General features: G+C 62.8%; 15 protein-coding genes. 6 read left to right on the top strand and 9 right to left on the bottom strand.

What is annotated here, in order from left to right:
* Nucleotides 1-12 precede the first annotated feature (12 nt).
* Nucleotides 13-1098 carry an AI-2E family transporter gene (locus GTP55_RS07935; RefSeq protein ID WP_161044399.1) on the bottom strand — a complete coding sequence of 362 codons (1086 nt, stop codon included), beginning with the start codon at nucleotides 1096-1098 and terminating at the stop codon, nucleotides 13-15.
* A gap of 172 nt (nucleotides 1099-1270) precedes the next feature.
* Here GTP55_RS07935 and purM point away from each other — a divergent pair, with 172 nt between their 5' ends.
* Nucleotides 1271-2314, top strand: a complete 1044-nt coding sequence (gene purM, locus GTP55_RS07930) for a phosphoribosylformylglycinamidine cyclo-ligase (protein ID WP_161044398.1) — start codon at nucleotides 1271-1273, stop codon at nucleotides 2312-2314.
* 228 nt (nucleotides 2315-2542) lie between these two features.
* Nucleotides 2543-3745: an alkaline phosphatase family protein gene (locus GTP55_RS07925; protein WP_229257821.1), complete on the top strand. Its 1203-nt coding sequence runs from the start codon at nucleotides 2543-2545 to the stop codon at nucleotides 3743-3745.
* Between the two features lie 26 nt (nucleotides 3746-3771).
* Here the strand turns inward: GTP55_RS07925 and GTP55_RS07920 are convergent, their stop codons facing one another.
* Together GTP55_RS07920 and GTP55_RS07915 are read right to left on the bottom strand one after the other, a co-directional pair.
* On the bottom strand, nucleotides 3772-4035 hold the full coding sequence (locus GTP55_RS07920; protein WP_161044397.1) for a hypothetical protein: 264 nt from the start codon (nucleotides 4033-4035) through the stop codon (nucleotides 3772-3774).
* A gap of 83 nt (nucleotides 4036-4118) precedes the next feature.
* Nucleotides 4119-4451, bottom strand: coding sequence for a hypothetical protein (locus tag GTP55_RS07915; RefSeq protein WP_161044396.1), 333 nt, complete (start codon nucleotides 4449-4451; stop codon nucleotides 4119-4121).
* Nucleotides 4452-4530: 79 nt separating this feature from the next.
* Between GTP55_RS07915 and GTP55_RS07910 the strand changes: the two genes are divergently transcribed.
* Nucleotides 4531-4827 (top strand): HigA family addiction module antitoxin, encoded by a 297-nt coding sequence (locus GTP55_RS07910; protein ID WP_161044395.1) that lies wholly within the window; start codon nucleotides 4531-4533, stop codon nucleotides 4825-4827.
* 5 nt (nucleotides 4828-4832) lie between these two features.
* On the opposite strand, the gene GTP55_RS07905 is transcribed toward GTP55_RS07910, so the two are convergent.
* The 6 genes from GTP55_RS07905 to GTP55_RS07880 form a co-directional block, all read right to left on the bottom strand.
* The gene (locus GTP55_RS07905; RefSeq protein WP_161044394.1) at nucleotides 4833-6047 is read right to left on the bottom strand and encodes a 6-phosphofructokinase; all 1215 of its coding nucleotides are present in this window, start codon (nucleotides 6045-6047) and stop codon (nucleotides 4833-4835) included.
* Nucleotides 6048-6103: 56 nt separating this feature from the next.
* Nucleotides 6104-8122 (bottom strand): alpha/beta hydrolase family protein, encoded by a 2019-nt coding sequence (locus GTP55_RS07900; protein ID WP_161044393.1) that lies wholly within the window; start codon nucleotides 8120-8122, stop codon nucleotides 6104-6106.
* A 74-nt stretch (nucleotides 8123-8196) separates the two neighbouring features.
* Nucleotides 8197-10206, bottom strand: coding sequence for a sodium:solute symporter family protein (locus GTP55_RS07895; RefSeq protein ID WP_161044621.1), 2010 nt, complete (start codon nucleotides 10204-10206; stop codon nucleotides 8197-8199).
* A gap of 41 nt (nucleotides 10207-10247) precedes the next feature.
* Nucleotides 10248-10535: a DUF4212 domain-containing protein gene (locus GTP55_RS07890; protein ID WP_161044392.1), complete on the bottom strand. Its 288-nt coding sequence runs from the start codon at nucleotides 10533-10535 to the stop codon at nucleotides 10248-10250.
* Nucleotides 10528-12048: a sensor histidine kinase gene (locus tag GTP55_RS07885; protein ID WP_161044391.1), complete on the bottom strand. Its 1521-nt coding sequence runs from the start codon at nucleotides 12046-12048 to the stop codon at nucleotides 10528-10530. The genes GTP55_RS07890 and GTP55_RS07885 overlap by 8 nt, the downstream gene beginning before the upstream one ends.
* A complete protein-coding gene (locus tag GTP55_RS07880) occupies nucleotides 12045-12773 on the bottom strand; it encodes a response regulator (RefSeq protein WP_161044390.1) in 729 nt (242 codons plus the stop codon). The genes GTP55_RS07885 and GTP55_RS07880 overlap by 4 nt, the downstream gene beginning before the upstream one ends.
* Nucleotides 12774-12919: 146 nt before the next feature.
* On the opposite strand from GTP55_RS07880, the gene recA reads away from it, so the two are divergent.
* The 3 genes from recA (at nucleotide 12920) to sucC (ending at nucleotide 16140) form a co-directional block, all read left to right on the top strand.
* Complete coding sequence (gene recA / locus GTP55_RS07875) at nucleotides 12920-14011, top strand: recombinase RecA (RefSeq protein WP_161044389.1); 1092 nt, start codon at nucleotides 12920-12922, stop codon at nucleotides 14009-14011.
* Between the two features lie 78 nt (nucleotides 14012-14089).
* Nucleotides 14090-14542: a recombination regulator RecX gene (recX, locus tag GTP55_RS07870; RefSeq protein ID WP_161044620.1), complete on the top strand. Its 453-nt coding sequence runs from the start codon at nucleotides 14090-14092 to the stop codon at nucleotides 14540-14542.
* A 431-nt stretch (nucleotides 14543-14973) separates the two neighbouring features.
* Nucleotides 14974-16140 carry an ADP-forming succinate--CoA ligase subunit beta gene (sucC, locus tag GTP55_RS07865; RefSeq protein ID WP_161044388.1) on the top strand — a complete coding sequence of 389 codons (1167 nt, stop codon included), beginning with the start codon at nucleotides 14974-14976 and terminating at the stop codon, nucleotides 16138-16140.
* Nucleotides 16141-16146 lie beyond the last annotated feature (6 nt).

The raw sequence follows: 16146 nt of genomic DNA, 5'->3' as shown, positions 1-16146 counted from the left end.
ATCTGTTTCACATCATGCATTATAGAAGCTGCTGCTCAGATAGTGGCGACGCAAGTGGCGGAAAGCCACCATCAGCACCGCCGACGCCGGCAACGCCAGCAGCACGCCGACAAAGCCGAACAGCTGGCCGAAGGCCAATAAGGCAAAAATGACGGCCAGCGGATTGAGGCCGATGCGTTCGCCCACCAGCCGTGGCGTCAGCACAAAACCTTCCAGCACCTGGCCGACGCCGTAGATGATGGCCACCGCGATCAGGCCGCTCCAGTCGGAAAACTGCAGCACCGCCGAAATCAGCGCCAGCACCAGGCCGAGGCCGAAGCCCAGGTACGGGATGAACACCAGCAGGCCGGTGATGATGCCGACCGGCAGGGCGACGTCGAAACCGGCGATGGCCAGCGTCACGGAATAATAAATCGCCAGCACCAGCATCACCAGCAGCTGGCCGCGCAGGTACTGGGCCAGCAGGGTGTCGACTTCGCGCGCCATGCCCATGGTCGGCTCGATATAGCGGCGCGGCACGCAGCTGGCCACGCGGCCCAGCATCGCCGGCCAGTCCAGCAGCAGGTAGAACAGCACCACCGGGATCAAGGTCAGCGTGGCCAGCCAGCCGAGAATGGCGGTGCCGCCGACGCGGGCGGAGTTCAGTACGGCGGCCCAGATGGCGTCCCCGCTGGCGGCCAGCTGTTCGGACGCCAGCTGCTTGATGCCGGCGCTGTCGACGCGCACCTTGACGCCCAGGTTAAGCAGGCGCGGCGCCAGCATGTCGTTGGCCTTGGCCAGGAAGGCCGGGATCTGCGCCTGCAGCAGCGGGATTTCCTTTTGCAGCACCGGCACCACGATCAGCACCAGCGCGATGATGGCGGCGAAGAACAGCACCACGACGATGGTCACCGACAGCGCGCGCGGCATGCTGAGGCGGCGGCCGAAGCGCACCCGGTCCAGCCAGTCCACGCCGGGATTGAGCGCGTAGGCGAAGATGGCGGCCGCCAGGAAGGGCGTCAGCACCGGGCCGAGAGTAATTAACAGGAACAGGAACGCCGCCCACACCGCCAACCAGAATGCCGTCTGCTTTTGCTCGACCGAGAGGGGAAATGGCATGGAGGTGAATTCGATGGTTAAAAAGGCGGTTGGACGGGGCAATTTTGATAAAATAGCGGATTGACCGGGTTTACGTACTAAACTTTGCGCTGATTTCTGCGCTTTTCATGCGATTTTGTCATGAAAAAGGGTCTCCGCCTTCTATTTTACCGCCTCCGCTGCGAAATACACCATGAGCCAAACTTCAAATGTTTCCCTGTCCTACCGTGACGCCGGCGTCGATATCGACGCGGGTGATGCTTTAGTCGAAGCAATCAAGCCATACGCCAAGCGCACCATGCGCGAGGGCGTGCTGGCTGGTTTGGGCGGTTTCGGCGCCATGTTCGAGATCAGCAAGAAGTACAAAGAGCCAGTGCTGGTATCCGGCACCGACGGCGTGGGCACCAAGCTGAAACTGGCGTTTGAGCTGAACCGTCACGACACCGTCGGCATCGACCTGGTGGCGATGAGCGTCAACGACATCCTGGTGCAGGGCGCCGAGCCGCTGTTCTTCCTCGACTACTTCGCTTGCGGCAAGCTGGACGTGGCCACCGCGACCAACGTCATCAAGGGCATCGCCCAGGGTTGCGAACAGGCCGGCTGCGCGCTGATCGGCGGCGAAACCGCTGAAATGCCAACCATGTACCCGGACGGCGAATACGACCTGGCCGGTTTCGCGGTCGGCGCGGTGGAAAAATCGAAGATCATCGACGGCACCAGGATTGCGCCGGGCGACGTGGTGCTGGGCCTGGCCTCGTCGGGCGTGCACTCGAACGGCTACTCGCTGGTGCGCAAGATCATTGAAGTGTCGAAGCCGGACCTGGAAGGCGACTTCCACGGCCGCAAGCTGTCGGACGTGCTGATGCAGCCGACCCGCATCTACGTCAAGCCGCTGCTGGCGCTGATGGAATCGATCGACGTCAAAGGCATGGTGCACATCACCGGCGGCGGCCTGGTGGAAAATATTCCACGCGTGCTGCAGCCTGGCCTGGTGGCCGAGCTGGATTCGAAAGGGTGGACGCTGCCGCCGCTGTTCCAGTGGCTGCAACAGCACGGCGGTGTGGCCGATTCGGAAATGCACCGCGTGTTCAACTGCGGCATCGGCATGACCGTGATCGTCTCGCAAGAGAACGCGGCAGCCGCCATCGCCCAGCTGGAAGCGGCCGGCGAAACCGTCTACACCATCGGCAAGATCCGCGCCCGCGTCGGTGACGAGCACCAGACCATCGTCGTGTAAGCGATACTTTGCGATACAAAAAAGCGGGCCGCGTGCCTAATGCCGTTAAGTTAAGCTGAAATTTCACATCGTCATTCCCGCGCAAGCGGGAATCCATAGGACGTTTGCCTGGCAAACGCGGCATGGGTTCCCGCTTGCGCGGGAACGACGGCGCTTAACTTAACGGTATTAGGCCGCGTGCCCGCTTTTTTCATGGTCGCGTCACGCACGGCTGGCATACTGCCGGCCATGAAAAAACTCCTGACCCTGTTGCTGGCGCTGGCCGCCGGCGTCGCGGCCGCGCAGCCGGCCCATCCTGTCATTCTGGTATCGCTGGACGGCTTCCGTCCGGATTACCTGGAGCGTGGCGTCACGCCCCACCTCAACCGGATGGTGGCCGCCGGCGTGCGGGCGGTGGCGATGCGGCCGTCGTTCCCGTCGATTACGTTCCCTAACCATTACACGCTGGTCACCGGCCTGCGGCCCGACCATCACGGCATCGTCGACAACACCATGATCGACAAGGCGATTTCCGACCAGCGTTTCACCCTCAGCAACGCCGAAGCGGTGGCTGACCATCGCTGGTGGGATCAGGGCGAGCCGGTGTGGGTGACGGCCGAGCGCAACGGCATCCGTAGCGGCACCATGTTCTGGCCCGGTTCGGAAGCGGCGATTCATGGCGTGCGGCCGACCCTGGCGCCCAAGTTCGACGGCAAGCTGCCGGCCAGCGAGCGGGTCGATACGTTGCTGTCGTGGCTGGACCGTCCGGCCGACCAGCGCTTCGGTTTCATGACCTTGTATTTTGATAATGTCGACCACGCCGGCCACGAGTTCGGTCCGGCTGCGCCGCAGACCACCGAGGCGGTGGCGCTGGTCGACCAGGCCATCGGCCGCCTGCTGGACGGGCTGGCCAGCCGTCACATCGACGCCAACCTGGTGATCGTCTCCGACCATGGCATGGCGGCGGTCAACCACGAGCGCGTGCTGCCGTTGTACCAGATGCTGCCGAAGGACAGTTATGAAGATGTGACCAGTGGCCCCTACGCGGGCATCAATCCATCGTCGCCGGCGCAGGCCGACCAGCTGGCGGCGGCGCTGCTGCAGCCGCACGCGCATTTCCAGTGCTGGCGCAAGGAAACGATTCCGGCGCGGCTGGCGTATGGCCACAATGCGCGCGTGCCGGCCTTCCTGTGCCTGGCCGATCCGGGCTGGAGCATTGTGTTCAGCGACAAGAGCGCGGCCAAGGTCAAGGGCGGCAAGCACGGCTACGACAATCAGTCGCCGGACATGGCGGCGACCTTCATCGCCGCCGGTCCGGCCTTCAAGCCGGGGGTGGTGCTGCCGGAATTTGACAACGTCGACGTCTATCCATTGCTGATGCGTTTGCTGGACGTGGCGCCGCTGCCGTCCGACGGCGACATCACGCCGCTGCTGCCGGCGCTGGGGCAGTAGCACCGGCGGCAGGCGACAGCAGACGATCAGCGCTGCGGCGGCGGTGGCGGTCCGCCTTCCGGCATGGCGGCGATGACGTCGCCGTGCTTGTGGCACACGCCGCTGACGGTGTCGCCGTGATGGCCGGCGAACTGCACCTTGTCGCCCTCGACCTTGCCTTTGCAGGCGGCCACCGCTTCCGGCGGTGGACCTGGCGGCGGACCGTCCGGCGGCGGATTATTCTGCGCGGACGCGCTCAGCATGCAACCGGCCAGCGCCGACCACAACATCCAATGCTTCATCAACTTCATAAAAACTCCCGTAGCGATATGAGCAGGCATTGTCGGCGCGCGCGCTGTTAGACGGCGTCAATGCACTGTAAAGCCCCGTAAATCTAGTGGCGCCGAGCACCGCCATGGCGATGCAGGTCTTCCAGATCGATGTCTGTGACGATGCCGGTATCTGCATCAATACAGTTGAAGGTGACGCGCCAGTTGGCATTTACTTCTATGCTGTAACGGCAAGCATGTCCGCTTAGTTGTTTGACGTTTTTGAGCACGCCCAAACCATCGCGGATATCATCCAGACATCTTGCTGAGTGCAAATGCAGCAAGATGTCACCCAAGGATCTGGCCCAGGAAACAGAAATGGCGCGTTTGTCGCTACCGCCGGACTGCCAGAGGCGCCGCATGCCTTTATGCACGATATCTCTGCTATGAAGAATCATGACATTGTCCTGAATGGTTGACGGGCTTAGTGTTTGCTTCTACGATAAAGAGTGAGTTCTAATCGGCGTCGGAGGAACTATGATCACTATGCATCCTGGGGAATATCTGTCTCTGTCCTATGTCGAACCGTACAAAATTAGTTCGGTCGAGTTGTCGGAGCGACTGGGGCTGCCGGTACAGACTATCGATGGTTTGCTGATGCAAGAGATAGAGTTGACGGCGGAGATGGCTGTCCGGTTTGAACTGGCGCTGGGCCGTTCTGCCGAATCATGGCTGGGGATGCAGACTGATCACAGCCTGATGCAGGCAAGAAAAAAGGTCGATCCCGCTACGGTTCGACCTTTCCTATTCCCACCGCGTAAGGACGCGGCCTGACAGGATTAGCGCTTGAGAATTTTCTCCACCGGCGCGGGGCGCAGGCGGAAGGCGTCGGGCATGCCGGCGCCGAGCAGGGGACGCAGGTACATGCGGAAGGCGTCGGTGACGTCGGTGCCGCTGGCGCTGATGAACTCGTCCTCCATCACGCGCGTCTTGCCCGCCACCGCACTCAGCGGCAGCAGTTCGTAGTCGACCGAGTAGAAGCCGGTGCGCTTGATCGCTACCGAGCCGTCGCGGTCGCCCCACATGGCGAACTGCACGGCCTTCTCGCCGACTTCGCGCGCCTCGCGCTGGTCGACGTCCGACACGCAGCCGATGAAGGAGCGCTGCAAATAGCCGAAAGTGTCGCCGCGCACGCGCTTAATGCCGAGTTTGGCCTTGATTTCATCGCACAGCAAATCGGCCAGCGCGCCGGTGCCGGACAGCTGCACATTGCCATGCGCGTCGCGCTCCACTTCCTTGGCCAGCAGGGAGGCGATCGCCTCACCACTCGCATCATGAATGCCTTCCGATACCGCGATCACGCAGCGGCCGTAGCGTTCATAGGTGGCTTTCACATCCGCCAAAAACTGCGCCAGCGAAAACACCCGCTCCGGCAGATAGATCAGGTGCGGGCCATCGTCATGGAACTTTTTTCCCAGCGCGGAGGCGGCGGTGAGGAAGCCGGCATGCCGGCCCATCACCACGCCCACATATACGCCCGGCAGGGCGGCGTTGTCCAGGTTGGCGCCGGCAAACGCCTGCGCCACAAAGCGCGCGGCCGACGGGAAGCCCGGGGTGTGGTCACTGCCGACCAGGTCGTTGTCGATAGTCTTGGGGATGTGGATGCAGCGCAGCGCGTAGTTGGCCGCCTGCGCCTGTTCGCTGACGATGCGCACGGTGTCCGATGAATCGTTGCCGCCGATGTAGTAGAACTGCTCGATGTCGTGCGCGCGCAGCACTTTGAAGATCTCGGCGCAGTAGGCCAGGTCCGGCTTGTCGCGGGTGGAGCCCAGCGCGGAGGAGGGCGTGGCCGCCACCAGCTCCAGGTTGTGGCTGGTTTCGCGCGTCAGGTCGACCAGGTCTTCGTTGACGATGCCGCGCACGCCGTGCATCGCGCCGTAGACGCGGCGACAGTCGCGGAAGCGGCGCGCTTCCAGCACCACCCCCGCCAGCGACTGGTTGATGACGGCGGTCGGCCCGCCTCCCTGTGCGACCAGAATTTTTCCCGATGCCATGCTCGCTCCTCCGTAATTGTAGAAAGGCTTGCTGCACCGAGACTATAACGCGATCTTTACTGCGCGCCGATATTCTTGTCGAGGAATTTCTCCACCTTGCCCCAGAAGTCGATGCGGTTCTTCGGCAGTTTCCAGCCGTGGCCTTCCTCCTCGTACTCGATCCATTCGACATTCGGGTTGGTTTCCTTGACCGCGTTGTAGAACTTGGTGCCATGCGGCAGCGGCACGCGGGTGTCGGCGCCGCCGTAGGCCATCAGCAGCGGCTGCTTGACTTCACTGGCGCGCAACAGCGGTGAGGTGGCTTTCAGTTGTTCCGCATCTTTCTCCCGATCTCCGATCAGCACCGGCATGCCGTAACGTTTGTAGTCGTCGGTGAAGTCGGAGGCGTAGAACCAGCTGCCGGTGTACATCAGGTTGATGTCGCTGACGCCCACCCACTCGACGCCGCATTTGTACAGGTTGGGCTCCTTGATCAATCCCATCAGCGTAGCGTAGCCGCCGTAGCTCGCGCCGGCGATACAGATACGCCTGGCGTCGGCATAGCCTTTGTCGATCGCCCAGCGGGTGCCGTCGGTGATGTCGTCCTGCATTTTCAGGCCCCATTGCTTGAAGCCGGCGCGGTACAGACGGCCACCATAGCCGGTGCTGCCGCGGTATTCCGGTTCCAGCACGGCATAGCCGCGCGAGGCCAGGAACTGGGCTTCCGGATCCCACTCCCACTTGCCGCCACGCACCCATGGGCCGCCGTGCACCAGCACGATCAGCGGCAGGTTTTTGCCTTCGCCTTTCGGCAATGTCAGCCAGGCCGGGATGCTCAAGCCATCGCGCGCTTTATAGTGCACCAGGTCCTTGCGCGCCATTTGGTTGGGATCGATGTTGGAGAACGCCGCGCCAACCAGCGTCAGCTTGTCGGTTTCGGTGTTGTACAACATGGTGCGCTTGGGCCAGATGTCGGCGAACGCGGTCACCAGCACCCACGGCGTTTCCCGCCGTGCCGGCAGCGTCAACTGGTTGACGGTGTTGGGCAGCATCTTGTCGATCTTTTCCTGCAAGGCTTTCATGGCGGGATCGGTCCAGCTGGTACCCCAGGCGTCGGTCAGGTGGTTGACGCCCAGCAGTTTGTTGTCGCGCACAATCATGTTGCCGCTGAAGTCATAGCCGTCCAGTGCCACTAGCGGCTTGTCGGACATCTTGCCGGCGGCGATGTCGTAGGTGAATACCGCCGTGGTGTCCTTGCCGGGCGCGTGACTGACCACGTAGAAGGTGCCATCCGGGCCGAACGACACCGGGCGGAAGGCGCCGCCGTGGCCGGTGTAGCGTTCGAAGTCGGTCAGCTTGCGCCACTCGTCGTTGGCGGGATCGCGGTAGTACACGCTGTTGGTGCCGCCCTTGTCGTTGGTCATGGTCAGGCGCGGTTCGCCCTTGTTGTCCAGCAGCCAGAAGTAGCTGTCGCCCGGCCGCTTGACCGAACCGTTGACGCGGCCATTGAGCGTATTCAGCTTGAGCAGATTGGTGTACAGGTATTCGCCGCTGCTGCTGAAGATGCGGTCCTGGACGTAGATGTATTCCGAATCCTGGGCGCCGGTCTGCGGCATCAGATAGGTGTGCCATGGCAGCAGCTCGCGCGAGGTCAGGCTGGAACCATTGGTGATGAAAGGCTGGCCGTTGCGCATCGCCAGCTGGCGGAACTTGCTGCCATCGCGGTTGATGGCGTACAGGCCGGGAGCATAGCGCATGTCGCCTTGCGCCAGATCGCGGTCGGTGGCGGTGAATACCAGCCGCTCGTCGTTGACCCATTGGTAGGCGCCGATGTCGGCATCGCTGAAGTTGCCGACCACCTTGACCGCGTTGGTGGTCAGGTCGACCACGCCGAGCATGTCTCGCTTGCTGCTCTTGTTGCTGACCTTGACCGCCAGGTATTTGCCGCTCGGTGACAGCACGGCGCCGGTGAATTCCGGATTGCTGAAGAAATCGGCGATCGGCGGCAGGGCCTTGGCCGTGTCGGCTGCCTGGGAGTGGCCGCACAGGAACGCGCCGGCCACAGCCAGGGCGCGCAAAAAGGGATGGAAGCGCATATACCTTGTTATAAAATAAGTAACCAAGTCACGATAGCACTAGCTTGCCAAATGCGCCACAGCATAAATGTATATTAATGTTGCTCCGGCGCGCGGATGTAGTCGACCAGCGCCGCCGCGCGCGCTCCCGGCGCCGGCGTCAGCAGGCTAACCACGACCACGGTCAGCAAACCGGACGGCACGCCGAAGATGCCGGCCGAAATCGGCGCGATGTGGAACCACTGATTGGCCGCGCCGCCGCCGAGGATCGGATTAGTGTGCAGCATGTAGTAGACGCACACCAGGAAGCCGACCGTCATGCCGGCCACCGCGCCGTGGTGGTTGGCGCGTTTCCAGAACACGCCCAGCACCAGCGCCGGGAACAGCGTCGAGCCGGCCAGCGAGAAGGCCGCGCCTACCAGCGACAAAATATCGCCCGGCTTGGTCGAGGCGGCATAGGCGGCGATGAAGGCCACCGCCAGCAACAGCAATTTGGAAATCGTCACGCGCTTTTGGGTGGAGGCGCTGCGGTCCACCAGCTTGTAATACACGTCGTGCGACAGCGCATTGGAGATGGCCAGCAGCAGGCCGTCGGCGGTGGACAGCGCCGCCGCCAGGCCGCCGGCCGCCACCAGTCCCGAGATCACATACGGCAGGCCGGCGATTTCCGGCGTGGCCAGCACCAGCACGTCGGCATCGATGGTGATTTCGGCCAGTTGCACCACGCCGTCGTGGTTGACGTCGTTGATGCTGAACAGGGGATTGAGCTTGTCCACATTGGCCCAGTACGACACCCAGTTGGGCAGGTGGTCGTAGCTGGTGCCGACCAGCGCGTTGTAGATGTCGTACTTCACCAGCACCGCCAGCGCCGGAATGGTCAGGTAGATCAGCAGGATGAAGAATAGCGTCCACAGCACCGAGACGCGGGTGTCGTGTACCGACGGCGTGGTGTAGGAGCGCATCAAAATGTGCGGCAGCGCGGCCGTGCCCAGCATCAGGCAGAACACCAGCGCCAGGAAGTTGTTGCGCTTGATGTCGGAGGTGGCCGGATCGCCGGGGTAGGGCGTGGCGTGCGGCGTGATCGGCTCGGCCCGTTGCAGGTTCTGTTCGCGTGCTTCGGTCCATACGCGTTCGGCCTCGTCGGCGTTTTTCGGATAGGCGACCAGTTCGCGTTCGGCGCTGCGGATTTCCAGCAGCGAGGCGTTGCGTGTCTTGACGTGATCCACCTTGCGCTGGGCTTCGGCGCGGCCGATCTCCCACGACGACGGCAGCGTCCTGAGGCGCTGGTCGTAGTCGGCGGCGCGCTGGCGGAAGATGGCGCGCACCTGGGCTTCTTTCGGATCTTCCTGCAGCACGTGCTCGCGTGCGCTCAGCTTGGGCAGCAGTTTGCCGTAGGCCACTTGCGGGATAGGATTGTCGGTGTGCTTGGCCGACAGCCAGATGGCCGGGATCAAAAACGCCACCAGGATAATGATGTACTGCGCCACCTGGGTCCAGGTGATGGCGCGCATGCCGCCGAGGAAGGAACACACCAGGATGCTGGCCAGGCCGAGAAAGATGCCGACCGAGAAGTCGACGCCGGTGAAGCGCGAGGCGATCAGGCCCACCGCGTAGATCTGCGCCACCACGTAGGTGAAGGAGACGATGATGGTGGCGATCACGGCCAGGATGCGCACCGCGCGACCGCCACGCTCGGCATCGTCGGCGCCGCCGTAGCGTTCGGCCAGGAAGTCGGGGATGGTGTACTGGGCGAACTTGCGCAGGTAGGGGGCAATCAGCAGCGCCACCAGGCAGTAGCCGCCAGTCCAGCCCATGATGTAGGCCAGGCCGTCGAAGCCATGCAGGTAGAGGCCGCCCGCCAGACTGATGAAGCTGGCGGCCGAGATCCAGTCGGCGGCGGTGGCCATGCCGTTGAACATGGCCGGCACGCGGCGGCCGGCCACGTAGTATTCCAGTACGTTGGAGGTGCGGCTGATAACGCCGATCAGCGCGTACAGCACGATGGTGGCGAACATGAACAGGTAGCCGATCCATACGCGCGGCATGCCTTCCTGCTCCAGCGCGGCCAGCGCGATCAGGAAGCCGCCGAAGCCGGCGGTGAACATGGCGTAGTAGCTGCGCAGGCGCTGGAAGAAGGTGCGTGGCTTCAAGCGGACGGCTCCTGTGGCGTAGCTGCGGCGCGGTCGAGCCGGCGCATGCGCCAGGCGTAAAAGGCGATGATGCCGAGATAGACCAGCGACGCGCCCTGCGCCGCCAGATAGAACGACAGCGGCCAGCCGAACACGCTCAGGCCGGCCAGCTCGCGGGCGAAGAAGGCGGCGCAGAAGCCGGTCAGCATCCACAGCGTCAGCAGCAGCGCGGTCATGCGGCGGGTCTTGTGCCAATGTTGCAGGCGCGTGAGCGGCGGCGCGGCGGGCGGTGGCGGTTTATCCATAGTACGGCGGTTCGTTTTCGTCATCGTGCTGCGCCGGCGGCAGCGGGAAGGTCAGGCGGAACAGCGCGCCCGGCAGCTTGGGTTGCGTCGCGCGCGGATTGCTGAAGATGTCGACCTCGGCGCCGTGTTGCTGCGCAATCTCGCGCACGATCGCCAGTCCCAGGCCGCTGCCCTCGGCGGTGTTGCCCAGGATGCGGTAGAAGCGCTCGAACACGCGCTCGCGTTCGCCTTGCGCGATGCCGGGGCCGGTATCTTCCACTTCCAGGTAGCCGTGCTCCAGCTCATCGCTGCGCACCCGCACGGTGACGCTGCCACCGGCCGGCGTGTAGCGCAGCGCGTTGTCGATCAGGTTGGACAGCAGTTCGCGCAGCATGGTCGGATTGCCGGTGATAAGCAGCGGCTGCGCTGGCGCTTCAAAGCCCAGGTCGATGCGGTGCGCGAACGAGGCCTGCACCCAGTCCTGCACCACCATGCGCGCCAGCTCGGACAGGTCCAGCAGCTGCATCACGCTGCCGGTCTGCGGATGGTTCTCGGCGCGCGCCAGGGCCAGCAACTGATTCACCAGCCGCGTGGCCGCTTCCGAGCTCTTGGCCAGCTGTTCCAGCGAACGGTGGATTTCGCCGCTGTCGGTCTGGCGCAGCGCCAGTTCGGACTGCATGCGCATGCCGGCCAGCGGCGTGCGCATCTGGTGGGCGGCGTCGGCGATGAAGCGCTTCTGCATATCGATCGTCAGCGACAGCCGCGACAGCATCTCGTTCAACGAGCGCACCAGCGGCGAGATTTCCTCCGGCACCTGGTTGGAGGCGATCGGACTCAAGTCTTCCGAACTGCGCGCGCGTATGCGTTCCTGCAACTGCGCCAGCGGCGAAAGGCCGCGCGACAGCGCAAACCATACCAGGGCCAGCACCACCGGCAGCACGATGAATTGCGGCAGGATCACGCCCTTGATGATGGCGTTGGCCAACTGTGCGCGCTTCTCCAGCGTCTCGGCCACCTGCACCAGCGCCAGCTGCGGCGTGCTGCCGTCATTGCGCTCGATCTGCACGTAGGCGAAGGCGACCCGCACCGGCGTGCCGTGCATGGCGTCGTTGCGGAAGCGCACGCCGCCGGCGCTGGTCTTGTCCTCGTCGTCCAGCACCGGCTGCGGCATGTCGCGGTCGCCGTCGATGTGTTCGCCTTTCGGCCCCTGGATCTGGAAGTAGACGTTGTCGATGTCGTCGGCACGCAGGATGTCGCGCGCCGAGCCGGACAGGCTTTTGATCAGCTTGCCATCGACCGAGCGCACCTGCTGCGCCAGCACGGTCACGCTGTCTTCCAGCGCATGGTCGAAGGGCTGGTTGGCGATCGACTTGGCCACCAGGTAGGTGATGGCGATGCTCATCGGCCACAGCAGCAGCAGCGGGGCCAGCATCCAGTCCAGGATTTCGCCGAACAGGGAATGCTGTATGTCCTCGTCCGCATCGGGGGCGGGCGGTTGATACTCCGGTTCGGCGGCTTCCGGGGCGGCGCTCACTTGCTGGCGTTTCCGCTGTCGGCCTTGGCCTCGGCCTCGGCGCTGGCGCGCGCGGCCTCGTTGAATTTCTCCAGGCAGTAGCCGAGGCCGCGCACGGTGGCGATGCGCACGCCGCCCACTTCGATCTTCTTGCGCAGCCGGTGCACATAGACTTCGATGGCGTTGTTGCTGACTTCCTCGCCCCATTCGCACAGGTGGTCGACCAGTTGTTCTTTCGATACCAGGCGGCCGGTGCGGGCCAGCAGGATTTCCAGCAGGCCCAGTTCGCGCGCCGACAGGTCCAGCATCTGGTCGTTGATATACGCGCTGCGGCCGACCTGGTCGTAGCTCAGCGGGCCGTGCTTGATGACGGTGGCGCCGCCGCCGGCGCCGCGCCGCACCAGCGCGCGCACCCTTGCCTCCAGTTCCGACAGGGCAAACGGTTTGGCCATATAATCGTCGGCGCCCAAGTCGAGGCCGTTGACGCGCTGTTCGATCGAATCGGCGGCGGTCAGGATCAGCACCGGCAGCAGCGAGGAGCGCGCGCGCAGGCGGCGCAGCACTTCCAGGCCGGACAGCTTGGGCAGGCCCAGGTCCAGGATCAGCAAATCGAATTCCTGGGTCGACAGGGCGGTATCCGCCTCTTGCCCGTTGCGGACGCAATCGATGGCGTAGCCGGACTGGCGCAGTGAACGGGTGAGCCCGTCGGCCAGGACGCTATCGTCTTCGGCAAGTAAAATACGCATGTGAATCTACTCCGGCTGTACAAGCCCCTATTTTGGCGAGTTTTTGTGCTTTCTCAAAGAATTAGCGCAAATCCCGCTTGCATTAAGCACTGTTTTTTTATACAGTGCTACCTGTATTGAACAACCCAACTGGCTGAAAGCACATTATGGACGACAAAAAAGGCGTAGTACCTGCATCTGAAAAAGCCAAGGCGCTGGCAGCTGCGCTGGCCCAGATCGAAAAGCAATTCGGCAAGGGTTCCGTCATGCGCATGGACGCCAGTGCCCCTATCGAAGAAGTGCAAGTGGTCTCGACCGGCTCGCTGGGCCTGGACGTGGCGCTGGGCGTCGGCGGCCTGCCGCGCGGCCGCGTCGTAGAGATCTACGGTCCGGAATCGTCGGGTAAAACCACGCTGACCCTGCAAACCATCGCCGAGATGCAAAAACTGGGCGGCACCTGCGCCTTCATCGACGCCGAGCACGCACTGGACGTCGGCTACGCGCAGAAACTGGGCGTCAACCTGCACGAGCTGCTGATTTCGCAGCCGGACACCGGCGAACAAGCGCTGGAAATCTGCGACGCGCTGGTGCGCTCCGGTTCGGTAGACATGGTGGTGGTCGACTCGGTCGCCGCCCTGACGCCGCGCGCCGAGATCGAAGGCGACATGGGCGACTCGCTGCCAGGCCTGCAAGCCCGCCTGATGTCGCAAGCGCTGCGCAAGCTGACCGGCTCGATCAACCGCACCAACACCCTGGTTATCTTCATCAACCAGATCCGCATGAAAATCGGTGTGATGTTCGGTTCGCCGGAAACCACCACCGGCGGTAACGCGCTGAAGTTCTACGCCTCCGTGCGCCTGGACATCCGCCGCACCGGCTCGATCAAATCGGGCGATGAGGTGATCGGTAACGAAACCAAGGTCAAGGTCGTCAAGAACAAGATCGCGCCACCGTTCAAGGAAGCGCACTTCGACATCCTGTACGGCGCCGGCACCTCGCGCGAAGGCGAAATCCTCGATCTGGGTGTGGAAGCCAAGATCGTCGAGAAGTCGGGCTCGTGGTACAGCTACAACGGCGAACGCGTCGGCCAGGGCAAGGACAACGCCCGCATCTTCCTGCAAGAGCGTCCGGCGCTGGCGTGGGAAATCGAAAACAAGGTGCGTGAATCGCTGGGCGTGCGCGCGCTGCCGCCACTGGGCGGCGCCGACAACACCGTGGTCAAGCTCAAGCCGGCCAAGCCGGAAGCTGACGCAGCCTAAGCATGTCGTTCCCGCGCAGGCGGGAACCCATGCTGAGCAAGAGTTCCATGGACTCCCGCCTGCGCGGGAGTGACGATGATGCCGCCACCCCAACTAAGCTTGAAAGCCCGTGCGCTGCGCTATCTCTCGATGCGCGAGCATAGCCGGCTGGAACTGGCGCGCAAGCTGTCCAAGTATGCCGAGGAGGGCGACGACGTCGACGCCCTGCTCGACCTGCTGGAAAAAAACAACTGGCTGTCGCAAGAGCGCTTTTCCGAAGCGCTGATCCACCGCCGTGCCGCCCGGTACGGCAATAGCCGCATTGTCGCCGAGCTGCAAAGCCACGGCGTCAATGGCGAAGCCCTGCAAGAACTCAAATCCAATCTGGCCGACACCGAGATCGAACGCGCCCGCGAAATCTGGCAGCGCAAGTTCGGCATCGTGGCAAATGATCCACAGGATCGTCATAAGCAAATTCGCTTTCTGTTGCAGCGAGGCTTCTCGCAACGCACTGTGCAAAAGGTCATCAAAGGCGCCGATCTCGACGACTGAGTATCCAGCCGGTGCGGGGTGTGCTAAACTTTGCGGGTTTTTGCAGCACCGCGGGTGCGGTGGTTGTCCGTAGAAGCTGCGGCAACGTGCATTTTTAGTAAGAGAAAATGCGCCAGGCTGCTAACTAATTACGCCGCGAGAGCGGTATCGATCTTATGTCCCTGTTAACTCCAGTTATCCGACGTGCGCTGCGGTCTTCGCGCGCAACCGCTATCCCCCGCCGGGATGGTGTGCGGACTATTGGCGGCACCCCCTCTGCATCAAACACCGATTTGCACTACAAGATTCCTCACCCTGCGCGGCATGGCCGGCGCAGCGGCGAAGTTTTACCCGCGCTGGGTGGACAAAGCAGCACCGGGTAGCGCGTAGCAACATTATCTGCTTAATCATTCAACCGATTTATACACATCAGCATCAGAAGGGAAGCCAGCATGAAAATCCATGAGTATCAAGGCAAAGAAATCCTCCGAAAATACGGAGTGACGGTACCGCGCGGCATTCCGTGCCTGTCCGTTGAAGAAGCAGTCAAAGCTGCTGAAACCTTGGGCGGCCCAGTCTGGGTTGTGAAAGCTCAAATCCACGCCGGTGGCCGTGGTAAAGGCGGCGGCGTGAAAGTTGCCAAGTCGCTGGAACAAGTTAAAGAATACGCTGACCAGATCCTGGGCATGCAGCTGATCACCCATCAGACCGGCCCAGAAGGCCAAAAAGTACGTCGCCTGCTGATCGAAGAAGGCGCCGACATCAAACAAGAACTGTACGTATCGCTGGTGACCGACCGCGTGACCCAGCGCGTTGTGCTGATGGCCTCGTCGGAAGGCGGCATGGACATCGAAGAAGTTGCCGAGTCCCACCCAGAAAAGATCCACTCGATCGCCATCGATCCAGCCGTCGGCCTGACCGACGCGGACGCTGCCGCCATCGCTGCGAAAATCGGCGTGCCGGAAGGTTCGATCGCTGACGCCGTCACCAACCTCAAAGGCCTGTACAAAGCCTACTGGGAAACCGACTCGTCGCTGGCCGAAATCAACCCGCTGATCGTCACCGGTTCGGGCAAGATCATCGCGCTGGACGCGAAATTCAACTTCGACGCCAATGCCCTGTTCCGTCAACCAGAAATCGTCGCCTACCGCGATCTGGATGAAGAAGATCCAGCGGAAGTGGAAGCATCGAAGTTCGACCTGGCCTACATCTCGCTGGACGGCAACATCGGCTGCCTGGTGAACGGCGCCGGTCTGGCCATGGCCACCATGGACACCATCAAGCTGTTCGGCGGCGAGCCGGCCAACTTCCTGGACGTCGGCGGTGGCGCTACGGCTGAGAAAGTCACCGAAGCCTTCAAGATCATGTTGAAAAACCCAGGCCTGAAAGCCATCCTGGTCAACATCTTCGGCGGCATCATGCGTTGCGACGTGATCGCCGAAGGCGTGATCACCGCATCGAAAGCGGTTTCGCTGCAAGTACCGCTGGTGGTCCGCATGAAGGGCACCAACGAAGATCTGGGCAAGAAGATGCTGGCTGACTCCGGTCTGCCGATCATCGCCGCCGACACGATGGAAGACGCAGCCAAGAGCGTTGTTGCCGCAGCTGCTGGTAAATAATTAAGG

The organism is Duganella margarita (assembly GCF_009857535.1).
Lineage (GTDB): Bacteria > Pseudomonadota > Gammaproteobacteria > Burkholderiales > Burkholderiaceae_D > Rugamonas > Rugamonas margarita.
Note: the sequence above shows the minus strand (reverse complement) of the source record. Positions and strands in the feature narration are given on the sequence as shown.

Bases quoted from the DNA above. Each gene is read 5' to 3' on its own strand.
- GTP55_RS07910 (WP_161044395.1), top strand. From the start codon at position 4,531: ATGATCACTATGCATCCTGGGGAATATCTGTCTCTGTCCTATGTCGAA.
- recX (WP_161044620.1), top strand. From the start codon at position 14,090: ATGCCGCCACCCCAACTAAGCTTGAAAGCCCGTGCGCTGCGCTATCTC.
- GTP55_RS07880 (WP_161044390.1), bottom strand. From the start codon at position 12,773: ATGCGTATTTTACTTGCCGAAGACGATAGCGTCCTGGCCGACGGGCTC.
- GTP55_RS07925 (WP_229257821.1), top strand. From the start codon at position 2,543: ATGAAAAAACTCCTGACCCTGTTGCTGGCGCTGGCCGCCGGCGTCGCG.
- GTP55_RS07900 (WP_161044393.1), bottom strand. From the start codon at position 8,122: ATGCGCTTCCATCCCTTTTTGCGCGCCCTGGCTGTGGCCGGCGCGTTC.
- GTP55_RS07935 (WP_161044399.1), bottom strand. From the start codon at position 1,098: ATGCCATTTCCCCTCTCGGTCGAGCAAAAGCAGACGGCATTCTGGTTG.
- GTP55_RS07890 (WP_161044392.1), bottom strand. From the start codon at position 10,535: ATGGATAAACCGCCACCGCCCGCCGCGCCGCCGCTCACGCGCCTGCAA.
- GTP55_RS07920 (WP_161044397.1), bottom strand. From the start codon at position 4,035: ATGAAGTTGATGAAGCATTGGATGTTGTGGTCGGCGCTGGCCGGTTGC.
- sucC (WP_161044388.1), top strand. From the start codon at position 14,974: ATGAAAATCCATGAGTATCAAGGCAAAGAAATCCTCCGAAAATACGGA.
- GTP55_RS07895 (WP_161044621.1), bottom strand. From the start codon at position 10,206: ATGTTCACCGCCGGCTTCGGCGGCTTCCTGATCGCGCTGGCCGCGCTG.
- recA (WP_161044389.1), top strand. From the start codon at position 12,920: ATGGACGACAAAAAAGGCGTAGTACCTGCATCTGAAAAAGCCAAGGCG.
- GTP55_RS07915 (WP_161044396.1), bottom strand. From the start codon at position 4,451: ATGATTCTTCATAGCAGAGATATCGTGCATAAAGGCATGCGGCGCCTC.
- GTP55_RS07905 (WP_161044394.1), bottom strand. From the start codon at position 6,047: ATGGCATCGGGAAAAATTCTGGTCGCACAGGGAGGCGGGCCGACCGCC.
- purM (WP_161044398.1), top strand. From the start codon at position 1,271: ATGAGCCAAACTTCAAATGTTTCCCTGTCCTACCGTGACGCCGGCGTC.